A 20,753-nucleotide genomic window follows, 5' to 3' on the forward strand; every position below is an offset into this window, starting at 1 on the left:
TGCACGCGAGATGACCGAAGGCCGCGGACACCGGCGCATCCACGCCCGCATCCGCGGCCTCGACCTGCCGACTTTCCGTGTCAGACGGTGGCCTCCGCCGGGGCATCCGCCTGGAGCTCGGCCTTCCGGCTCGCGACGCGCTTCTGCACCTCGATCATCTCGCCGCGGGTCAGCTTGTAGCCGTGCATGGCGATGAGCGTGCAGATCCACCCGAGGATGGGCAGACCGAAGAAGAGCGCCATCGTCATGAAGAGGATCGCCGTGTTCGGACTGTCGGTCGGCTGCGGCATGACGGCCGAGAAGCCGATCAAAGCCACGGCCCCCAGCGCCAGCGTCGACCCGAGCGACGAGATGATCTGGTCGACGAAGTTGTAGGTGGCGGTCACCGTCGCAGGAAGAAACTTGCCGGAGCGGTCGAGCTCGTAGTCGATGACGTCGGCGCGCATCGCACCCGAGGCCACCGTGACCACCATCGACGCGCCGTTGAGCAGCAGGTACACGAGGAAGAACACGATCGTGAGCGGAAGGCTGCCGAGCACCGAACGCAGGTCGACGACCACGCAGAACACGGCGAGCACAGCCGCGAGGATGATGCAGATCCAGGTCCACGTCACCGTGGCGGCCTTCGATCCGTGCTTGCCCGTGTACCGCGCACCGAAGATCGCGAACACGATGCCGGGCAGGATCGCGATGAGGCTGAGCGTGGTTCCGAGCTGCATGTTGCCGAGCAGGATGCCCCACATCAAGGTTCCGATCACGGCCTGCGACTTCACGACCTGAGCGAGCTTGTCGGACGCACCACTGATGAGGTACCTCAGGAACGAGCCGTTGTGGGCGAGCACATTCCACATGTCGCGGACCGAGACCTCGGCATCCTTCTTCGTCACCGCGAGGTGAGTGAAGCTCTCAGGCTTGTCGACGCGGGCCACGCCGATGCACGCGAGGATCTGGAAGACCAGCGAGCAGGCCACGTAGGTGATCGCGGTCTCACTGAGCATCCCGAGCGTGAACTCGTTGCCGTGGCGGGGCAGGAAGACGACGGTCGACACGATGGTGAAGATCGAGGGGATCAGGTAGGCGTACACCGTCGCCCACACCTGGACCGTCGGCCGCTGGCGAGGATCGTTGGTGAGCACCGGGCCCGACATCTGACCGGCGATGTCGTTCATCGACGACCCGATGATGTACACGAGGTAGAACGCGATGAAGAACACGGGGCCGAGGCCCGCGTTCGACCCCCACACGAAGAGCATGAGGATCGCCAGCGATCGGATCGCCCAGCCGGTGAGCATGAAGAAGCGCAGCTTGCCGAACCGGAAGCGGACCTTCTCGATGATGAGGCCGACGAGCGGATCGATCACACCGTCGAACACGCGGGTGACGGTGAGGATGATGCCGGCGACGGCCACGGCGATGCCATAGCCGGCGTTCTGCAAGTAGCTCATGAGGCCGACGAGGACATAGAAGATCATCGCCGAGCCGTTGTTCAACTGAGAGAAGGCGATCTCCCAGGTGCGCGCACGTCGGTAGCTGACGCCGTCGGCTTCGCTGGCTGTCGGTTTCGGGTTACGCGCCATCGCGTTTCACACTCCTTTGGGGATACTGTCACGACCGAAGACGGGAGTCGATCCACGTCGCGCGTCTGAGACGACCGCAATGCTAAGTCGGCGGATCGACGGCCGAATAGAACCGAATCGTCACGAACAGCAGTAAAGCGGCGCGCGCGTGTTCGGCTAAGTCGCGATGTCACGTACGGTCGACATTCCCGCGAGGAGCGCATCGAGGATGCGAGTGATCGCGAGCGAATCCGAATGCGTGTGCCAGGGGTGCTCGAGGCTCCCGCGCCCGATCGCATCGGTGACCGCGGCGAGCATCGGCCCGTAGCCGTTCCCCTGCCGGGGATGCTCGATAACTTCAGGGGTGCCGAAGATCCGCTCCACCGATCCCGCGTGCACGCGGGCGCGGGATCCGGCCCAGAACATCGGATCGATGGTGATCCACCCCCGCTCTCCTGTGACGGTCGCCGTGAGATCGAGGAAGCGGATGCCCGACCACGAGAGCTGCGCGAAGGCCCGGTCGTATTCGAGCGTGGCGTGCCCGTCGATGTCGGTGCCGTCCTCGAAGACACCGGATGCCGCGAGCGAGGTCGGCTCGCCGAGGAACCAGTGCGCGAGGGTGACCGGGTAGATGCCACGGTCTCGCAGGATGCTGCCGCCCTGCGCCGGAGTGAGGACGCGGCCCCGCGCCTGGAACGGAGTGCCGAAGCTCGCCCGGACGCTGTGGGCTTCGCCGAGGAGACCGTCGCGCATGCGGTCGATCACCTCGACGTGGAGCGGATTGAACCGCATCCACATGGCCTCCATCACGAAACGCCTCGCAGCCCTCGACGCCGAGTACACGCGCTCGGCGTCTTCGGCACTCGTGGCGATCGGCTTCTCGATGAGCACATGCTTGCCGGCATGGAGCGCATCGACGGCGACGTCGGCGTGCGTGTGCGCCGGCGTGGCGATGTAGACCACGTCGACGTCGATCCGGGCGAGGAGTTCGTCGAGCGACACCGTCGAGAACGGGATGCCGTGGCCTCGCGCGAAGTGATCGGCTCGGTCGGGCGACCTCCCCCACACTGCAGTGACGGTCGCGTCTGGGAGCGCGGTGAGGTCGGCTACCAGCTTCTCCGAGATGTCTCCGGTGCCGATGATCCCCCAGCTGAGCATCGTTGCTCCTTTCTCTTCAGCGCCGTTGCGCGCTGCTAGATCCGAGTCGCCGTGCCCTCTGTCACGCCGGCGCCATTGAAGCTGTCGACCGCGAACCAATACGGCACGCCCGCATTGAGCGACCCGACGACCAGTTCGGAACGTTCGTAGACGAGCCAGCTGTGGTAAAGCTTCCCGGGCGACGTGCCGTAGCGCACGTTGTAGCCGACCGCACCCGGCGCTGGCTCCCAGGCCAGCCTCGCGGTGAGCTCATCGGTGCGTTTGCCGGTCGGTGTGACCGCCAGCGGCTTCGGACCGTCGGCAAGACCGAAGACACGAAGGCCGCTCACCGCGAAGTGGCCCCCGAAGGGCATGACTCCGGACGTCACACGCACGTACCGCACCCGTCGCGGCTCCTCGAGTTCGACGAACGCGTGAGGTGCGTCGGCGCGCGTGCCGATCGTGTCGTGCACGGTCACCCATTCCGCTGAATCGGTCGACACCTCCACCCGCAACTCGGTCGGCTGCGCATCCGGATATACGGCGCGCTTGCCGAGCGTCGCACGGTGGAGGTCGCGACGCTTGGGCGCTCGCGGCGCAAGGTCGTGATCGGCGAGGTTGACCTGCAGTGCGTGCACCGTGGCCTCATCTCCCAGATCGACGCACAGCCACTCCCCCGGCTGATCCGATCCGGCGACCCACCACGTGCGCACGGACTCATCCGTCGCGAGTTCTGGGGCATGGCCGGGGAGGGAGGAAGAAGCCGTCGTCGCGGCACGGTGCGACAGCAGCATCCATCCAGCGGATGCCTCCGTCCACGGGTCGAATGCCCGGTCGGGTACCTGCATCGGGTAGTCGGCGAAGTTCTGGTTGCAGAAGAGCACGCCGTCCTCGTCGAAGCCCGCGGGAAACAGGCCGAGCCGACGCTCGAAGTCCGCGTTCACCGAGATGCGCATCGTGGCAACGTGCCACCAGTTGCCGTGCCGGTCCTGGAAAGTGCTGCCGTGGCCCGCGCCGGTGATGAACCCGCCCGGCTTGGATGAGAAGGGGCTGTTCTGGTCGTATTCGAACGGGCCGAGTGGACCGGCGCCGACGAAGCATCCGTCGGCGTAGGTGTTGAACTGTGTGCCGGGGCCCGCGTACTGCAGGTAGTAGCGGTCGCCGACGCGGTTGACGTACGCGCCTTCGATGAACGGTGCGTCGCCGATGTACGCGTCCATGACCTTTCCCGCCAGGCCGGTGCGCTCAACGGGCACATAGTCGTCTCCGGTCCGCTCCCAGCCACGGCTGTCGGTGTCGGCCGAGATCAGGGCGGCAGGCTCGCCGATGCTCTGCAGGGTGTCGCGATCCAGCTCGACCCCCTGGATCGGCTCTTTGTGAGAGCATCCCCAATAGAGGTAGAGCCTGCCGTCATCGTCCTGGAAGGTATCGGGATCCCAGAATGCGATGTCGCTGGGGGCGATCTCCTCGAAGTCGTCGTCGAGCGGTTCGACACTGCGGAAGAAGCGCCCCTTCGAACGGCGGGACGCCGTGAACAGCAACGCGCCATCGACCTCGCGCACGTCGGGTGCGTAGTCGGTGGCAGGGATCCGCTCCGACGGCTGGTGCGTCCAGGTGACGAGGTCGTCGGAGTGCCAGAAGCCACGGGTCATCGACGCGAACATGTAGTAGCGGTCCCGGTAAACCACGACGGTCGGGTCCGCCGCTTCACGATGTACGGAGCGACCGCCGAACACCCCGCGCACATCTTGGTAGCGGTAGTCGAGGTCGAGCGGGTTGCAGACGATGCGGCCGGTCATGAGGGTCCTTGAGCAGATGAGGTCATCGAGGGAGTGGTCAGCGAAGGAGGCGCCGCAGTACCTGGGCGCTCACCTCGGCGCTGCGCAGCGGCGACCCGTCGATCCAGTTCTTGTGGGTCTCGATGACGACAGCATCCATGCGCAGGGATGCTGCACGGCCGACGATCGCGTCGACCGCCAGGTTTCCCGCGCCGAGCTCGACGCTGTCGACCTTCACGATGGGGGTCATCGTCGGACCGGTGACGCGCGAACCGCGATCGGTGAGATGGAGCAGACGCACGCGCTCGCCGAGGGCGTCCAGCAGCGCGAGCGGATCGGCCCCCGCGGTGGCCGCCCAGAAGCAGTCGAGTTCGAACCCGACAGCGTCCGGATCGGTCAGTTCGATCAACACGTCGAACGCGGTTCGCGATGGACTCACGCGCCGCAACTCGGCGGTGTGATTGTGATAGAGCACGCGCATGCCCGCGGCGGCGAGAACCTGACCGGCGGCGTTCAGGCGCTGCGCCAGCCGCACCACCGCGCTCTCGTCGCCATAGTCGAACCGGTACATGCCGGTCACCACGATGGTGCGTGTGCCGAACTCGGCGGCCCGCGCGACAACGGCGGCAGGTTCGCGTTCGATCGTGCCGAGGTCCTCGTGCAGCGCGACGACCGACAGCCCCGACTCCGCCACAAGGCGCGGCCAGTCGAGCCGCCCGCCGCGGCCTACCGGCATGCCCGCGACCTTCGTGAGCGCGCGCACGAACAGCGGTGTCGGGCGGGTCATGAAGCCGTTGAGCTCGATCCCCTCGAACCCCGCCGAAGCCAGGCGCGCGAGCGTATCGCGCGCCTGGCTCTCGGTGGAGGTCACTCGGCCGATCTGGATCTGCTGGATCGCGCGCAGCGGCCGCTCCGTGGCAGGCATGTGGATCAGAGCGTCTCGCCGGCGTCAGCCATCAGCGTGCTTCCGGTCATGATCATCGAGAGGTCGCTCGCGGCGAAGAGCACGACGCGGGCGATGTCGTCAGGGGTTCCCATTCGGCCGATCATGCTGTTGGCCATGACGTCGAGCGGGGGCATCTCGATCCCGGCCGCGGCGGCGGCCTCGGCCCCGGCCTTCGCGGCGGCGATGTTGCCCTCGGTCGGCACGAAACTGGGGGCTACACCGAGCACGCGGATGCCGAGCGGGGCGAGGTCGACCGCAAGCGCTTTGGTCATGCCGAGGGCCGCGTGCTTCGAGCCGACGTAGGCGGCCATACCCGGGAACGCCACCTGCACCCCGGCGGTCGAGACGATGTTCACGATGACGCCGCCCCACCCGTCCGCCGACATCCGGCGCGCGGCCTCGCGGGCTCCGAGGAAGACGCCACGGGCGTTGACGGCGAAGGTCGCATCCCACATCTCGTCGGGCATCATCGTCACGGGCGCGTTCGGGAAGATCCCGGCGTTGTTGACCCAGATGTCGATGCCGCCGAGTTCAGCGACGGCGAGGTCGGCCGCCGCGGCAACCGACGCCGCGTCGGCGACGTCGGCGCGCGTGCACACGGCTCGGACGCCGTACCGCCCCGACAGCTCCGCGGCCGCGACAGCGGCCGCATCGGCGTTGAGATCGATCAGCAGAAGGTCAGCGCCTGCTTCGGCCAGGCGCGAGGCGATAGCCTTGCCGAGGCCCTGCGCGGCGCCGGTAACGACGGCACGGCGTCCCCCGAGTGAGAGAAGGTCCGAAATCGGGCGATCCGAGACATCGGCGAACGGGAATGACATGGGTGCTCCTTTGCGTGCTGAATTCAGCGGGTTCGTCTGGGTGTTCGAAGGCGGGCGCTGACCAAGAGGACGTCAGCGCCCGCAGGGTCAGTTGAGCAGGGCGCCCATCTGCTTGGCGATGAGCGTGGTGGCCCGCCGGGGGCTGAGACGCGACAGCTTGTCCATCGCGGAGGCGTCGCTCCCGATGGTCGCGCGGTACTTGCCCTTGACCATCGCGTCGACGATCGTCGCTGCCGCCACAGACGGCGGTGTCGTCTTGTACGCGGGTGCGTCCTGCGACCCGTCGGACAGCGCGACGCCCGAGTTCGCGGCGATGTCAGTGCCGATCGCCCCCGGGAAGATCACCGTCACAGCGACGGATGTGTCGAGGAGCTCGGCGTAGAGCGCCTCGGTGAGCACCTTCACCGCTGCTTTGGAGGCGCCATAGACCGCCTGACCGGGAACCGGGGCATAGGCGCCCATGCTCGCGACATTCACGAGAGCAGCTTCGGGACGCGAGGTCAGAACCGGCAGGAACGCCTTGACCATGTTCATCGTGCCCCAGAAGTTCACGTTCATGACCTTCTCGATCTCCGCGTACGGCAGATCGGCGACCTTCACGAACTTCTGGATCACGCCCGCGACATTGATCACGCCGTCGGCGGGGCCGTGGGACGCCGTGACCTGCGCCGGCAGCGACTCCACGGCATCCCTGTCAGTGATGTTCACGACGTGCGCAGTGAACCGGGAACCGGCATCGGCGAGCTGCGCGGTCTTCTGCAGGCCGGCGTCGTTGAGGTCGACGCCCGCGACCGAAGCGCCGGCGGCGAGGAGCTGAAGCGTCACCTCGCGACCGATGCCGTTGCCGGCGCCGGTGACGACGAACGTCTTGCCCGAGATCTTCATCGGTCAGCCCTCTCGCGACAGCGCGTTGCGCTGCGCCACCTCGCCGAGCCAGCCGAGGCTGGGCTTCGCCGTGCGCGCGAAGGTGTCACGGTCGACGGCGATCAGACCGAAGGTCGGCTCCCAGTGGCCCCACTCGAAGTTGTCGAGCAGCGACCAGTGCAGGTACCCGCGCACGTCGATTCCGTCGTCGATCGTGCCGAGCAGGCCCCGGAGCGCCTCGTCGGTGTAGCGGATGCGCTGGGTGTCGTCGGCCGTGGCGATCCCGTTCTCGGTGATGAGAATCGGCGTGTGCTCGCTGACCTCCCATGCGTGACGGACGGCCATCGCGAGCGAGTCGGGCCGGAAGGCCGTGCCGACCAGCGTGTTGTCGGGGTGCGGCGGGTGAGGCACCAGCCCGTTGGCGTCGACCTCCTGCGAGCTGTAGGCCTGCACGCCGACGAAGTCGTCGCCGCGGCTGCCCTCCCAGTACACGTCCTCCTTGCCGTAGCGGATCTGGAGGAGCTTTTCCTTCCCGCCCGGGGCTGCCGTGAGCGCGCCGGCGGCGATCGTCCAGCCGACCTTCGCGCCGGTGCGCTCGCGCACGATCGAACGGGCAGCGTGGTGGATGCGGGTGAACAGACGGCCGATCTCGGGATCGGCGTAGGTGAGGAACTCGCTGTGCGTCTGCTTCTTCTCGTCGTCGCCCTCGGCTTCGACAGTCGGGCTTGTCCATTCGCCACCCGAGGCGGCGAGGTGGCGCATGGCGGTCATGATCGCGGCCTGCATGTTGGGCTCGTTCATCGTCACGACCCACTCGACTCCGTCGAGGATGGTGCAGGCCTGCTCGACGAACGCGCAGAACAGTTCCTGCGCCTCGGGGCCGTCCCACCCGCCGAGGGCTGCGAACCACTGGGGAGTCGTGAAGTGCTGCAGCGTCACGACCGGCGTCACGCCCAGCTCGAGGCAGAACTCGATCATCCGGCGGTAGTGGGCGAGCTCGGCCTTCGAGAAGTGCCCGCGCACGGGTTCGATGCGCGACCACTCGAGGCTGAACCGGTACGAGGTGAGGCCGGCGTCGGCGAGCAGCTGGATGTCTTCGCGGTAGCGGTGGTAGCTGTCGACGGCGTCGCCAGACAGCTCCATGCCCGGCATCATCTGCTCGCGCGCCCACCAGTCGCTGTTGACGTTGTTGCCCTCGATCTGGTGGCCGGCAGTTGCCGCACCCCACAGGAAGCCGTCGGGGAAGCTGGTCATGCCGTTCTCTCTTTCGCGTCGATGCGTCGGATGCGCGTCACCGGGTGGCGACGGCGAGGGTGGATGCCGGGAATCCGGCGGTCTGGTCGAAACGGCCCGGCCCGGCGGCGTGGGCGGTGCCGTCGGGGAAGACGATGCGCGCGGCGGTGCCGGCGGGGACGTCGGCGACGATGCGGATGCTGTCGCCTTCGATGCGCCATTCGACCGCGATCTCGCCCTGCGGGCCGTCATACGATCCCCGCGCCCAGGTCATGCCTGGTGCAGGCAGCGGAGCGATCGTGATCTTCTCCCACGCGATCGAGCCGGCATCCTGCCGGAGCCCGAGCGTGTGGGTGTGGAGGAACCGGATCACCGCGCCCTTGCTGTAGTGGTTGAGCGACTCGTGGGCGTCGCCGTTCTCGTCGATGCCCTCCCAGTCCTCCCAGATCGTGGTCGCACCGCGGTCGACCATGTACAGCCAGGACGGCGCGGTGCGCTGGGCCAGCAGCCCGTACGCGACATCGGCTCGCCCGGCGTCTGCGAGCACCGGGAGCAGGTCGCCCGTCGCGAGGAAGCCGGTGCCGAGGTGAGTTCCCGCATCCCGGATGAGCTCGACGAGTCGGTCGAGTGAGGCAGCGCAAAGGTCGGCAGGGATCAACCCGAACGACAGCGCGCGCACGTACGCCGCCTGGGTGTCGGTGACCGTGGTGCCGTCGCTGTTCAGGTAGGCCTGGCGCCACGCGTCGGCGACCCGTTCGGCGGTCTCGGCATAGCGCGCCGCATCCGCCTCGTATCCCAGGATCTCAGCGATCCGGGCGACCGTCGCGGTCGAGCGGTGCAGGTAGGCGGTGCCGACCTCGCCCTTGTCGGCCATGAACCACGCCATCGGGTTGTGCTTGATGGGGTCGATCCGGTTGCCTTCGGCATCCCGCTCCCGCGGCTCGGTCCACTCACCCCAGTGGAACGTGCCGTCCCACAGATACTGCTCGAACGGCTCCGGGTCGGGGGCGGCCTGAGCGCGGGCGTGGTGGCGCGTGGTGCGCGCCTTCTCGAGCGCCCACTCCACCCAGCGCACCATGGCGTCGTAGTTCTCCTCGAGCACCGCGCGGTCGCCGTACGCGAGATACATCTCCCACGGCACGGCGACGATCGCATCGCCCCAGCCCGAAGACCCGGTCATCATGGCGAACTGGTCGTCGAGATGGTGCTTGATCCGGCGTCCGTCGGGCGAGAAGTTCGCGATGCGTCCGTCGTCGAGCTGGTCGTCGCGCACCGACTGCAGCCACTTGCGCGTGAATCCGAGCACGTCGTACAGACGCGTCGCCGTCGGCGCGAACACCTGGTAGTCGCCGGTCCACGCGAGGCGCTCGCGCGTCGGGCAGTCGGTGGGCACGTCGACGGCGTTCCCGCGGAAGCTCCAGTCGGCGATCTCGTGCAGGCGGTTGAGGTCCTCGTCGCTGCTCTCGAACGTGCCGGTCCGCTTGAGGTCGCTGTGCACGATCTGCATGGTGATGGATGCCGCGTCAAGCGGTTCGCCCGCACGTGAGACGCGGGCGTACCTGAACCCGTGCACCGTGTGGCGTGGCTCGAACACGTCACCCGCAGCGCCGGCGACGACCTCGTCGCGCTGCACGAAGACCTTGCGCCCCTCAGGCCGCTCGGAGTCGAGGTGAGCCGTCGACAGGTCGCCCGAGGCATCCACGTACTCGCCGTAATCGATCACCGTGCGCGTACCCGGAGCACCCAGATCGGTGAGACGCACCCAGCCCGACGCGTTCTGGCCGAAATCGATCACGGTGACGCCGTGAGCGACCTGGGTCACGGCGACCGGGGCGCGAGATTCGAGCACGCGCACGGGCGGCGCAGGCGACCACGCGATCGACGGCGCATCGACGATGGCGCCGACGCGCACCGCGGTCGCGGTTTCGGGCGTCGCGGCGAAGTCGACCGTCTGACCTCCCATGAGGTCAGCGCGGGTCGTGGTCGACGGCACGCTCGTCCAGGTGCCGTCGGTGACGATCACCTGTGTGGTGCCGTCGGCGAGCCGCACGTGCAGTTCCGCCCGCACACCGAGCGTGGTCCCCCAGCTGGCGGGCAGTCGGAAGGCGCCGACCTGTCCGCGGTACCAGCCGTCCGAGAGTTCGATGTCGATGCGATTCGCCCCTGCTTCGAGGAGGGCGGTGACGTCGTGCGCCTGCGCGTACAGCGTGCGATCGTACGACGTCGAGCCGGGCGCGAGCTCATCGCTCCCCACGCGCGATCCGTTCACCGTCGCCGTGTAGATGCCGAGCGCGGTCGCGTAGAGGCGCGCCGATGCGATCCCTGCGGGGAGGGCGAACGTTGCGCTGAGCACGTGCGCCGGTCGTTCGCCGGAGCCGGCATCAGCCGCTTCGACCGGAGAGATCCACTCGGCCGTCCAGTCGGCGTCGAGCAGCCCCGCCTCGAACACCGCGGGCTGCGACCATGAGGCATCCGGCGCTGCCCGCCGAACCCTCCACCGCACGCGGCTGCCGCTGCGGAGCGCGGCGAACGGCCACTCGACGAATCGGTGCCCGCGAACCTCGGCAGTGACGACAGTGCCACCGTCGATCGTCGCCTCGATGATGTGCAGGTCGGAGCCGTCACTCACGAACGACAGACGAGGGCGATCGCCGGTGGCGACGAATTCATCGCCGCCGCTGTCGACAGACAGGGCGAAGGGGGCGTTGCGCGACATCAGGGTCCTCTCTCGGCTCGGGTGGTTCAGCGGACCGACTTGACCTTGAGCAGGATGATTAGTCCGCCGATGAGTGCAAAGAGGGCGCCCGTGAGATAGAGCAGGGTGTAGTTCTTCTCCCCGCCGATGGCGCCGATCGTGATGACCACCCCCGCGAGCAGCGGCGCGACCGCGCTGGGGATCTTCTGCGCGAACTGGATGACGGCCATGTACCGACCGGCCTGATCGCGCTCGGGGATGATCGCGTAGATGATCGCCTGGTCGACGGTGGCGAACACCGCGATCGCCAGCTGCATCAGGACCGCGCCGACGATGATCTGCGGCAGCGACCACGCGGTGGCCTCGGTGAGCGCGCCACCGACGAACAGGAGCGCGGCCAGCATGACGAACAGGCGTCGGCGCTGGAGCTTGTCGGAGAGGAATCCGCCCACGATGGCGCCGGCCGCCGCCGCGAGCACGCCGACCATCCCCACCGTCGCAACGATGCCGGCGACGTCACGCACCGGGAGATCGAGGCGCTGGGCGTAGAAGAAGGTGCCGAACGTGGTGTTGAAGTACAGGCCGACGAAGAAGATGAAGCGACCGAGCCAGTTCCAGGCGAAGTCGGGGTACTTGCGCACATTGAAGCCGTAGCTGGTGACGACGGACTTCACGGTGACGCCGGTCGTCCGCGGAAGGTCCTTGGAACTGCCTTCGGGCTTGACGAGGGGGAACAGCGCAAGCATCACCGCGCCGATGAGGCCGGGCACGAGGAAGATGAGCAGGGTGCTGGACGACACGGCGTAGGCGACGCCGATTCCGAGGACGGGTGCGATCTGCGTCATCAGACCGGTGAGGGCGGCGACCTTTCCGCGCTGCTTCTCGGGGAGCTTGTCGGCCTGCACTGTCTGCAGGGCGGCGCCGGCGATCGACCAGCCGGTCATGCCGAGCGCCCACCCGACACCGACGACGAGCAGCGTCGGCGCCAGCCCGATGACGACCAGCCCGATCAGTCCGATCGTCGTGCCGAGGTAGATGAAGGGTGAGCGGCGGCCGAAGCGGGAGCGCGTCCGGTCGCTCCAGATGCCGATCAGCGGACTGACGACGAGGTAAACGAGCTGCGCCGAGCCTGTGATGTAACCCAGCACTTCTTCGTGGCCCGGAGCGAGCTCGGTGATCCGGACGGCGATGCCGTACGAGAGCGGCACCATCATCGCCATCGACGCGCCGAAGCTGGCGAGCATCAGCCAGAAGATGTAGCTGCGGCTCATCGGCTGGTCTGGCTCTGACGCGACTCCGCTGGGAGCAATCGCCTCGTGCCTCTCCCTGAGGTTGTTGGTCATCATGACTCCTTCATCGTGTGATCCGATCCCGCTGCCGCGCGTGATCGCGAGCAAGCCGAGGCTCGCCAAATGTAACCGACATGGTTAGCGTTCCTGAAGAGTAACCACACTGGTTACGATTAGCAACCCAGTCGGAGGGATGAGAGACTCAGGAGGGTGGAGATGAACGGCATGGATGCCTCGGCAACGGCGGCCGAGAGCGCACATCATCGCCGGCGAGGGCCCTACGCGACGACGCCCGCGCGCCGAGCGCAGATCGTGCGCGCAGCGCTCGCGAGCATCGCCGAGCACGGGTACGAGCGGGCCTCGCTCCGTGACATCGCCGCCCGCGCCGACGTCACCCACGCGGCACTGCTGCGTCACTTCGCAGACAAGGGCGAACTCCTGGTCGCAGCCCTCGCCCAGCGCGACGCCGATGACGAGGACTTCGCCCGACACATCATGGAATCGCGGGTGCCGTCCGAGCAGGTGCTGTCCGCTGTCCTCAGGAACGAGTTCTCGCACCCCGAGCAGGGACGCAACTGGCTCGCGATCACCGTCGCCGCGACGAATCCGGAGCATCCCGCTCACGAGTTCTTCGTCGCGCGGCGCGAGCGGATGCGCTCACACCTGTCGAGCCGACGCTTCGGCACCGACGAGGACGGCGAAGAGATCACCGCCGACGACAAGGTCACGATGCTGGCGGCGATGATCGACGGTCTCCGCATCCAAGCCCTGATGGACCCCGGTCACGACGTCCTGCCGCTGCTCGAGGTCTTCATGCGATTGATCTCAACACCGAGCGTGGACCAGCAACCATCTGCATGATGCCGCGATACCTAGGGACGCCCCGCGCCACGGTCACCGCGCGCCGCGGCCGTCCCACGAAATGACGAATCCTCGGGGAGACTTTTGCAGTATCACCGGGAGTCCCACTGAACCGCTGGGATGACAGGATTTGAACTAGCGACGCTTTGTCACGTCAGTCCCCGCAGTCGGTTTTTCCGACAGTAGCGAGAACCGTTGACGTAGCCGGCTCGACGGACGAGGGCCCACCGAGAGCGAGCGGACCGCCCGCTGGGCCCGCCATGCGGGCATTGCTCGAAGAGCGATCCCCCAAATCGCGTGCGACGTCTTCAGGCTCGACGAGCGCCTTGACCCTGATCTGCATTTTCGCGCCGCAAGCACGTAGGAGCGTGGTATCGAACTTCGTGTCTGGGTCGTCGGCCAACACTCGCCGCTCGCGGGTGCTGACGCGCCGCTTCACGAAGTCGATGTGCCTGGCATAGCGTGATGGCGTGGACGACTCGGAGATGGCGGTACTCACCGCCGAGGTCCGATCGGGCCGGCTGCCACTTTTCCACGGGGGGCGTCCAGCTCTTCGTGTCGGCAGCGAGATCTTGCCCCCATCGCTTACGGGCGCAGCGAGTTCGCGCGCGGCGCAGCAGCGGTCGGGGCTCGGTCCGGTTCGGACGAGCGAAGACTTCGTGTATGTCACCACGGAGCAGCGTCTGGCGCTCGTTTCCGCGGCGTCCTGGATGAGCCGTGCGCCGGGGAACGGGCGCGGCTGGCTCTACCGTGTCGCAGTTGATGATGACGTCGAGCTCGAACTGGACGACGACCTCCCACGAGGGCCATTCGTCAGTTTTCAGCTTCGTCGCGCAAGGATTGTTGAGGTGCTGGACCGCGGCGTAGACCCGTCCGATCCAGCGCATCGAATATGGCTCGAGCAGTTTGTTCGTTCGCTTCCTTGACACCCCTGCATCCCGGGCGGGAGTCGACGTCGATCGGAATGGGCCGGCGAACCGAACCGCGGGGGCATGCACGCCGACGGTTTCCTACCGAGCCGTGCCCGCTTGAGGATCCAGCGGAAACCGTTCTTGGCTACTCGCAGGCGAGTCCGTCGCTGTCTCCGTCGCCACTGTTGCCGGTTCAGTTGGCGAACCAGTCGTATGGCTCTGTCTGGGTTGGGTCGTTGTGGTTGAAGGGCCCGGTGGGGTGCCCGACGGTGTTCTTCTTCAGCTTCGTGCAGGAGGAGTACTGCTCCCACCACCGGTCGGTAGGAGCGGGCGGCGGTGCGGCCGCGGCCGCTTCGCAGGTGACGGTGGTCACGGTGCCGTCCGGGCTGAGCGAGGCCAGCTGCGCGGCGTGGTAGTCGGCCTCACGCGGGTGGGCTGGATACCCGTCGGTTGAGTCGTAGCGGGCCACCGCGTGGCCGGCTTGGAGCTGCAGTAGGCCGAGGTCGACGCCAGTGGTGGTGGTGACGTAGCGGATGAGCCGCCCGTACTGGTCATGGTGGTTCTCTCCTGCGGGCAGCTCCAGCGTCACCGTGTCGCCGGGGCGAGCTGGCTCTCGATCGCGGCCGCGGCTTCATCGTCGCCGCACTCGCCGCGTTCGGGCGTGTCGATTCCGATGAGCTGGATCGTCCCGGCGCTGGTCTCGATGGTGTTGCCGTCGACCACCGAGACGAACGTGATGTGTTCTGACGCGGCACTGGTCGAATCCGGGTTGACTGCCGGTGTGGGCGCGGGCACGACCGGGTCGAGTGTCGGCGTCTGCGCTGCGCATCCTGACAGGACGAACGCTGCCACGAGCACCAGCCCGACCGGCGGGAGCAGCCGTCCCACAACCCGCATGGTCTCCCCATCCCGTGAGTGGCGTGCCGAAACTCAACGCCTTCTCGATCCCAGACCGATCGAACCTAGCAGTCGCGACCGATCTGCGACGACGGGCCCGGCCCCGTCTATGAGAAGGGCGGGCCTCCGCGCGTCCGATTCCTGACCGCGGACCGTCACGCGGCGGGGAACGCCTTCCCGAGACGGGAGTGGACGGTGTCGACATTGATGTTCTGCGAAGCGGCCTCGGTCATCCGTTTGATGAGGAGCCGGGGCCACAGCACGTGGATGCTGTCGACGGTGAACGAGCCACCGATGAGAGGCCAGTCCGCGTCGAGGAAGCACAGCACACCAAAAACGGGGGAGGCTTCGTCGCCGATGGCTGCGGTGACACGCTCGGCCTGGGCCCGCACCCCTGCGATGAGTTTGGTGCCGTCGCGGCCGCCGACCCGGAGGTGCTCGGTGCGAGGCCGAATGAGGCCGCCCTCTTCGTGGAGCGCAGGGCGTTTGTTCTTGTAGCGTTTCGCGTCGATCACCCACACGCCGGTGGGGCCCACGACGATGTGATCGATGTTCGCACGCGTGCCGGGTATGCGTCGGTCGTGCAACGTCCGGAAAGTGTCGGGCAGATCGGTGAGGCGCTGAGCGAGGAGCTCCTCGCCGATGGCTCCCTGCGCCCACGCCTGGGTGCTCTGCGGGTCGTCAGAGAGCGCCAGGATAAGCCCGCCGAGCTTGGGGTGCGCGCTGCGGATGCGCTGTTCCCGGTTCTGCTTGCGGCGTTCGTACTCCCGGCGAGCGGAGGCTCCGGCGGCCCCCGTTTCCGGCTCGGCCGTCTCGACCGTGCCGGGGCACTGCACGCAGCGCACGGTGCGGGTGCCGCGCTCGTAGACGGCGTCCATTCCCGCATTGAGGGGTGTCCCGCACAGATGGCAGGTGCCGGCGTACCGCAGCCGCATGCGCTTGTCGTCTGGCCCCAGTTCCAGCGTCACGACGCCGACCGTACCAGCCACACCCCACCAAGCCGCCGCCTCCTTGACGCACGAGCGCCGTCCCCGGGGAGGGCGATCCTCAAGGTCCGGTCAGGTTTGCCCAATACCGGTTCGTATTGCCGACATTGCGTCATGGTGGGGGCGCGGCGACGGCTAGGGTCGGAGAGATTCTGGGGAGATTCAATGACGATGCAGCCGGCTGGGTGGTATACCGATCCGGTCAACGCCAGCCGGCAACGCTGGTGGGACGGTAACGCCTGGGGCCCCCACGTCACCAGCAACGGCACCACCTGGTTCGAGCCGTTGCCTCCGATCGCACCGACCACGGGACGCTCTTCCCGGCGGATGCCGGTCTGGGCGTGGGTGCTCATCGGCGCGGTGGCGCTGATTCCCGTCATCTTGCTGTCGCCGGTTGTCGCCGTGGTCGCGTTGGTCATCCTCATCACCGGCATCGTGGCGCTGGCGAAGGGCACCCGCACCTGGCTGCGCCTCAACTCCCGCAAAGCCGCCATCGTGGTTACGGCCTCAGCCGCCGCGGTGCTGCTGGTCACCGGAAGTGTGAGCGCTGCGGTACTGCCGAACGCCGGCACTGGGTCCAACACGGAGGCGGCCCATTTCGCCGCGCCGTCGCCCGGCAAAGCGCACGAGTCCGAGGAGTCAAGCGCGTCACGCCCGACCCCGACGCCCACACCCACGCCGGTGGCGAGCACGCGTGAAGAGGTCGTCACCGAAGCGGTCCCATTTACCGAGACCCGGGTCGATGACGGCGCCCTGCCTGCCGGGCAGACGCAAGTCCGCACGCCCGGGCAGAACGGCGAGAAGACGCTGACCTACCGCGTTCACCTGCTGGATGGGCAGGAGGTGAGCCGAGAGCTCGTCTCCGAAGTCGTCACGACGCAGCCGGTCACCCAGGTGATCGCGAACGGCACCTACGTCGCACCACCCCCACCACCCGCCCCGGCCCCCGCGGCGCCAGCTGGGAACTGCGACTCCAACTACGCCGACGCCTGCGTCCCGATCGACAGCGACGTCGACTGCGCCGGCGGTAGCGGAAACGGCCCCTCCTACTTCAGCGGCATCGCACGCGTCGTCGGCCGCGACATCTACGACCTCGACCGCGACGGTGACGGGTTCGCCTGCGAACCCTACTAAGGACACCGCCACGCTCGTTGCTGTGGTGCCCCTTCCGCTCGTCGCTGGTTGGTGATGCCCATCGCTGATGTTCAAGGGGCGCGCGCCCGCCGGCCTCCTCATCCGCGCAATGCACGAATAGGGATGGGTCATTGTGCGACAGGCGGGCACCGGGTGGCGTTATCAAGCCGACCTGGCCCAGCGCGACCGCCTCGGTTTTACCCAAACGGGTAGGGAGGTGTCGCGGCGGACTCAGTGGTCGGCGAGCACGACGACGTGCTTTCCGGGGCGGTGTCCGTATTCGAGGTCTTGTTGCGCTGCGGCGACTTGGTCGAGTCCGTTGTAGACGCCGGCGACGAGGATCTTCATTGTGCCGTTTTCAATCGATCGGAGCTATTGGTCGAGTGCGGCGGCAGGGAGGTCGCGAGCCTCGCCTGCGTAGCTGGTGAGGCGTACGCCGTTCGGGATGGTGAATGGCGAGAAATCCGGAATCGTCCAGTGCCCGTTGAGCGCGCCGGTGAAGCAGACGGTGCCGCCTGGGCGGATGAGGCGGAGGGTACCGGGGAGTGTGTTCGCGCCGACGAGTTCCAGGGCGGCGTCCACTCCGTCAGGGGCGATGGCGCGGACGGCGGCGGCTAGTGTGTGGTCATCGCGCAGGGCGTGGTCCGCTCCAGCCTGTGTAAGGGTGTCGAAGCGCTCACGGTTGCGGCTGGTGGCGATAACGGTCGCGCCGAGTTGGTGGGCGATCCCGATCGCGGCGAGCCCGACGGTGGACGTGCCGCCGTGGATGAGCACGGTCTGCCCAGCTCGGATCTGGTGCTCGTGCCGATCTCCGACATCGAGCCGGCGACGATCGTGTTGTGCAGCCTCAGGCATTCGCCGAACCCGATGGTCAGGACGTTCCGCGAGACGACCCAAGAGCTCTCACGCTGATCGACGCGACGCTTTGGGGTCCGGCTACTGTCGTCGACAGTATCGCGGACGCGCAGGTCGGCCGGTAGTCGAGGCGACGACGACCCGTCCATGCGACCGCTTTCCAGCGACACACGCCCGAGGACCGACGCAATCACGCGAGCACCTTCCTCCGACCGCTTGATGCGACAGACGAGGTAGGCGTGGCGATCGTACGCGAGGTCGCAGGGGACCAGGGCCGCGCCAGATATTCAACGCGTTGACGAGTCGTTTCGCTGCCCGTCGACGCGCGCACCGGCTGGCTGCGCGAACCGCGCCACCATCAACCCTGCGACACCTCCGGTCCAAGTCGCCGGGGAAATACCGCCGAGCAGGTACACGGCGCGGAGGTCGATCAGGGAAGGTCTGCCGCCGAGCGAGTTGCCCCATCCAGCCGTGATCGCGACCACTGCGAGTATCAGGATGACCAAACCGGCGACCGCTCCCACTACCGGAGACTTGGCCGCCGTCGCGATCAGACCAGCAGTCGTGACGACGCAGAGAACTATCCCGGTCAGTGTCGCAGACGGCTCACCGAAGTTGCGCCACAGACCCGATCCGAATGCGAGTGCGAAGTAAGCGACGCAGGCCGCTACGACCGCGATCACGATCTGGGTCGCGCGCCTCGATGTGCTCATTGGACCGGCCATTCAGCAAGGCTACAGCGCGGCCCGTTTGATTCACCTCACCGCGGAAGGAATACCCTTTCCCCCTTGCGGATGTGAATCCGGATGCACGATACTGGCGACACTTTCAAGGGATGAGATTCCGGCCCTGAGCTGGGAAGTCTTTCGCCCACGACGAAGTGGAGATCAAAGATGAAGTCCAGTACGCAGATACTCCCCCGCCGCCGCTTCGGGCGCGGCGCTGCGGTCGCAATACTCGCCGTTGCCGGAGTTATGGCGACGGCGGTAAGTGCGTCGGCCGGCACGACTGACAGCCCGCCGCCAGACCGTGTGATCGTCGTGGATGGCCCGATGCCAACCGCGGAACCGCCGGCGTCGCTTCGCTCCGCCGCTGACGGAGTATCTGAATGGACCTCGGAGGCACTCCCGGTCCCGTCCGAGTATCAGCCTGAACCGGGACAGACCGTAACGATTCGCTACAACGATGGCGTCGTGTCTTACACCGGAGTCGTTGAAGAGAAGCCTGCCACCGCAAAGGTGGCGCCACTCGGCGCGCTGGCCTGCACGCACACCACCAGCGTGGGAAACCCGTCACTGATCTCCAGCCCCCTCCGCGTCAACTCGGCTTTGAGCTTCAGTATCAGCAGCGGCTGCGCTGGCTATGGCCAGGCAACAGGCCATCTGGACTGGCAGTGGCTCGGATTTGGCGTTGAGAAGGCGTCCGCGACGTCGAGTCTCATCGGCCCGGGAACGGCCTCGAACTGGAACGTCCGGTGGACATGCATCAACGCGAACTCAACGAACTGGCGAGGCTGGATTTCGTCGGCAGATACGGCGCCTCAGTACACCGGATGGGTGTCCCGCGGCTGCGGAGGATAACGAACCATCCTTGGAGTTAGAGAACGGGTGGGCATCCGAGCGGATGCCCACCCGTTGATTGCTGCGAGGCACAGTTTGAACATCGAGGATCTGCAGTCACCGACAAGACCCCTCGCCCCGTCAGCTACCACTCGTCACCGAAGACGTCCTGACTCGCGATCAAGCACTTGACCGTTGCCAACGTGGAAGGTCTTGTTGTTGGCGATGAGGGTGCGACGTTCGGCCTTCTGCTCGTCGCTCATCGGCCCATTGCCCGCACCCGCTCCATTGGCCTTCTTGAACCCTGCCCCTTTCGGGTCGGCGACGAAGTAGATGGTCTCGGTGATTCCGTCGAACCCGACCCGGACGTGCGCGGCGCGCCCGTTGACGTCGGCGACGTCAACCTCGGTGACAGGGTCGCCAGCGGTGGTGCGGAGATCGGTGATGCGGGTGTATTCGCCGTTGTAGAGCCAGTCCCGGTCCAGGACGGTGTACCCGCATGCGGTGAGGTCGGCTTCGGCGGCGGTGCGTGCCTGATGGCGGGTGCGGTCGTCGCGGGCACGCTGGGCGGCGTGGGCGAACTGGGCCGGGTCGGTCGTGGCGACCTGGATCAGGGTGGCGCGGACGTCAGGGTCGTCGTCGAACTCGATGAGCACCGCCGCCTGATCCAAGGTCAACTGCTGCTCCGCCATCGCGGTGACGGCAGTCGCGTTGTCGGCGACGGCCAGGCCGGTCTTGACTGTCCGCGGTTTGGTTCCGGTCCGCTTGGCGATGGCGGCGACTCCGAACCCTTCAAGCACCAGCTGCTGGAATGCGGCGGCCCGGTCGGCGTCGGTGAGGGCTTCGCGCTGGTCGTTCTCGACCATCTGGTGGATGATCCGCTCCGCCGCCGCCTCGTTCGCCTCCACCACGTACACCGGGATCGTCGGGGTGCCGGCTTCCCGGGCGACGAGGTGCGGCGCTGCCCGGCGCGGATGATGACGGTGCCGTCGGGGCTGCGGCGGGCAAGGACGGGGGTGAGGACGCCGTTGTGCTGGATGGACTGCACGAACTCCTTGGTGACCGGTGCGGACTGGCGCACGTTGTCTTCGATGACCAGGGTGGTTGGGTCGAGGTGTTCGATCGTGCCCCGCGGGGACGGCTGGGTGGTGGACATGGTTTGCTCCTTCGCTCAACTACTTTGTTCGCCTGGCTGGCAGGAAGATCGAGAGTGAGCGGACGGGGCGCAGTGCCG

General features: G+C 67.2%; 19 protein-coding genes and 1 pseudogene. 4 read left to right on the top strand and 16 right to left on the bottom strand.

The window, feature by feature from the left end:
* Window positions 1-80 precede the first annotated feature (80 nt).
* From ACTHNQ_RS17960 to ACTHNQ_RS18000, 9 genes are all read right to left on the bottom strand, one after another.
* Window positions 81-1,577 (bottom strand): MFS transporter, encoded by a 1,497-nt coding sequence (locus ACTHNQ_RS17960; RefSeq protein ID WP_440335311.1) that lies wholly within the window; start codon window positions 1,575-1,577, stop codon window positions 81-83.
* Between the two features lie 156 nt (window positions 1,578-1,733).
* Window positions 1,734-2,714 carry a Gfo/Idh/MocA family protein gene (locus ACTHNQ_RS17965; RefSeq protein ID WP_440335312.1) on the bottom strand — a complete coding sequence of 327 codons (981 nt, stop codon included), beginning with the start codon at window positions 2,712-2,714 and terminating at the stop codon, window positions 1,734-1,736.
* 35 nt (window positions 2,715-2,749) lie between these two features.
* A complete protein-coding gene (locus tag ACTHNQ_RS17970; protein ID WP_440335313.1) occupies window positions 2,750-4,492 on the bottom strand; it encodes a family 43 glycosylhydrolase in 1,743 nt (580 codons plus the stop codon).
* A gap of 37 nt (window positions 4,493-4,529) precedes the next feature.
* Window positions 4,530-5,396: a sugar phosphate isomerase/epimerase family protein gene (locus tag ACTHNQ_RS17975; RefSeq protein ID WP_440335314.1), complete on the bottom strand. Its 867-nt coding sequence runs from the start codon at window positions 5,394-5,396 to the stop codon at window positions 4,530-4,532.
* Window positions 5,397-5,401: 5 nt separating this feature from the next.
* Complete coding sequence (locus ACTHNQ_RS17980) at window positions 5,402-6,235, bottom strand: SDR family NAD(P)-dependent oxidoreductase (protein ID WP_440335315.1); 834 nt, start codon at window positions 6,233-6,235, stop codon at window positions 5,402-5,404.
* Window positions 6,236-6,322: 87 nt separating this feature from the next.
* Window positions 6,323-7,120: an SDR family NAD(P)-dependent oxidoreductase gene (locus ACTHNQ_RS17985; protein ID WP_440335316.1), complete on the bottom strand. Its 798-nt coding sequence runs from the start codon at window positions 7,118-7,120 to the stop codon at window positions 6,323-6,325.
* A 3-nt stretch (window positions 7,121-7,123) separates the two neighbouring features.
* Window positions 7,124-8,353, bottom strand: coding sequence for a glycoside hydrolase family 1 protein (locus ACTHNQ_RS17990; RefSeq protein ID WP_440335317.1), 1,230 nt, complete (start codon window positions 8,351-8,353; stop codon window positions 7,124-7,126).
* Window positions 8,354-8,390: 37 nt separating this feature from the next.
* The gene (locus ACTHNQ_RS17995) at window positions 8,391-11,048 is read right to left on the bottom strand and encodes a family 78 glycoside hydrolase catalytic domain (RefSeq protein WP_440335318.1); all 2,658 of its coding nucleotides are present in this window, start codon (window positions 11,046-11,048) and stop codon (window positions 8,391-8,393) included.
* A 26-nt stretch (window positions 11,049-11,074) separates the two neighbouring features.
* Window positions 11,075-12,298, bottom strand: a complete 1,224-nt coding sequence (locus ACTHNQ_RS18000; RefSeq protein ID WP_440335319.1) for an MFS transporter — start codon at window positions 12,296-12,298, stop codon at window positions 11,075-11,077.
* Between the two features lie 234 nt (window positions 12,299-12,532).
* On the opposite strand from ACTHNQ_RS18000, the gene ACTHNQ_RS18005 reads away from it, so the two are divergent.
* Together ACTHNQ_RS18005 and ACTHNQ_RS18010 are read left to right on the top strand one after the other, a co-directional pair.
* Complete coding sequence (locus ACTHNQ_RS18005) at window positions 12,533-13,177, top strand: TetR/AcrR family transcriptional regulator (protein WP_440335371.1); 645 nt, start codon at window positions 12,533-12,535, stop codon at window positions 13,175-13,177.
* Between the two features lie 470 nt (window positions 13,178-13,647).
* Window positions 13,648-14,103 carry a hypothetical protein gene (locus tag ACTHNQ_RS18010; protein WP_440335320.1) on the top strand — a complete coding sequence of 152 codons (456 nt, stop codon included), beginning with the start codon at window positions 13,648-13,650 and terminating at the stop codon, window positions 14,101-14,103.
* 178 nt (window positions 14,104-14,281) lie between these two features.
* Here the strand turns inward: ACTHNQ_RS18010 and ACTHNQ_RS18015 are convergent, their stop codons facing one another.
* The 3 genes from ACTHNQ_RS18015 to ACTHNQ_RS18025 form a co-directional block, all read right to left on the bottom strand.
* Window positions 14,282-14,677 carry a hypothetical protein gene (locus tag ACTHNQ_RS18015; protein WP_440335321.1) on the bottom strand — a complete coding sequence of 132 codons (396 nt, stop codon included), beginning with the start codon at window positions 14,675-14,677 and terminating at the stop codon, window positions 14,282-14,284.
* On the bottom strand, window positions 14,674-14,976 hold the full coding sequence (locus tag ACTHNQ_RS18020) for a hypothetical protein (protein WP_440335322.1): 303 nt from the start codon (window positions 14,974-14,976) through the stop codon (window positions 14,674-14,676). Before ACTHNQ_RS18020 ends, ACTHNQ_RS18015 begins: the two co-directional genes overlap by 4 nt.
* 164 nt (window positions 14,977-15,140) lie before the next feature.
* A complete protein-coding gene (locus ACTHNQ_RS18025; RefSeq protein WP_440335323.1) occupies window positions 15,141-15,953 on the bottom strand; it encodes a nuclease-related domain-containing protein in 813 nt (270 codons plus the stop codon).
* A gap of 183 nt (window positions 15,954-16,136) precedes the next feature.
* Here ACTHNQ_RS18025 and ACTHNQ_RS18030 point away from each other — a divergent pair, with 183 nt between their 5' ends.
* Complete coding sequence (locus tag ACTHNQ_RS18030; protein WP_440335324.1) at window positions 16,137-17,105, top strand: G5 domain-containing protein; 969 nt, start codon at window positions 16,137-16,139, stop codon at window positions 17,103-17,105.
* A gap of 372 nt (window positions 17,106-17,477) precedes the next feature.
* Here ACTHNQ_RS18030 and ACTHNQ_RS18035 read toward each other — a convergent pair whose 3' ends face one another.
* Window positions 17,478-17,879 (bottom strand): zinc-binding dehydrogenase, encoded by a 402-nt coding sequence (locus ACTHNQ_RS18035; RefSeq protein WP_440335325.1) that lies wholly within the window; start codon window positions 17,877-17,879, stop codon window positions 17,478-17,480.
* Between ACTHNQ_RS18035 and ACTHNQ_RS18040 the strand changes: the two genes are divergently transcribed.
* Window positions 17,868-18,017: a hypothetical protein gene (locus ACTHNQ_RS18040; RefSeq protein WP_440335326.1), complete on the top strand. Its 150-nt coding sequence runs from the start codon at window positions 17,868-17,870 to the stop codon at window positions 18,015-18,017. The genes ACTHNQ_RS18035 and ACTHNQ_RS18040 overlap by 12 nt on opposite strands.
* Window positions 18,018-18,247: 230 nt before the next feature.
* Here the strand turns inward: ACTHNQ_RS18040 and ACTHNQ_RS18045 are convergent, their stop codons facing one another.
* From ACTHNQ_RS18045 to ACTHNQ_RS18055, 3 genes and pseudogenes are all read right to left on the bottom strand, one after another.
* A complete protein-coding gene (locus ACTHNQ_RS18045) occupies window positions 18,248-18,685 on the bottom strand; it encodes a hypothetical protein (RefSeq protein WP_440335327.1) in 438 nt (145 codons plus the stop codon).
* Window positions 18,686-19,674: 989 nt separating this feature from the next.
* Window positions 19,675-20,385: a hypothetical protein gene (locus tag ACTHNQ_RS18050; RefSeq protein WP_440335328.1), complete on the bottom strand. Its 711-nt coding sequence runs from the start codon at window positions 20,383-20,385 to the stop codon at window positions 19,675-19,677.
* 98 nt (window positions 20,386-20,483) lie between these two features.
* Window positions 20,484-20,675: pseudogene (locus tag ACTHNQ_RS18055) on the bottom strand (ParB/RepB/Spo0J family partition protein); the annotation flags it as partial.
* Window positions 20,676-20,753 lie beyond the last annotated feature (78 nt).

The sequence above is a fragment of the Microbacterium sp. genome, from assembly GCF_051953575.1.
Classification (GTDB): Bacteria; Actinomycetota; Actinomycetes; order Actinomycetales; family Microbacteriaceae; genus Microbacterium.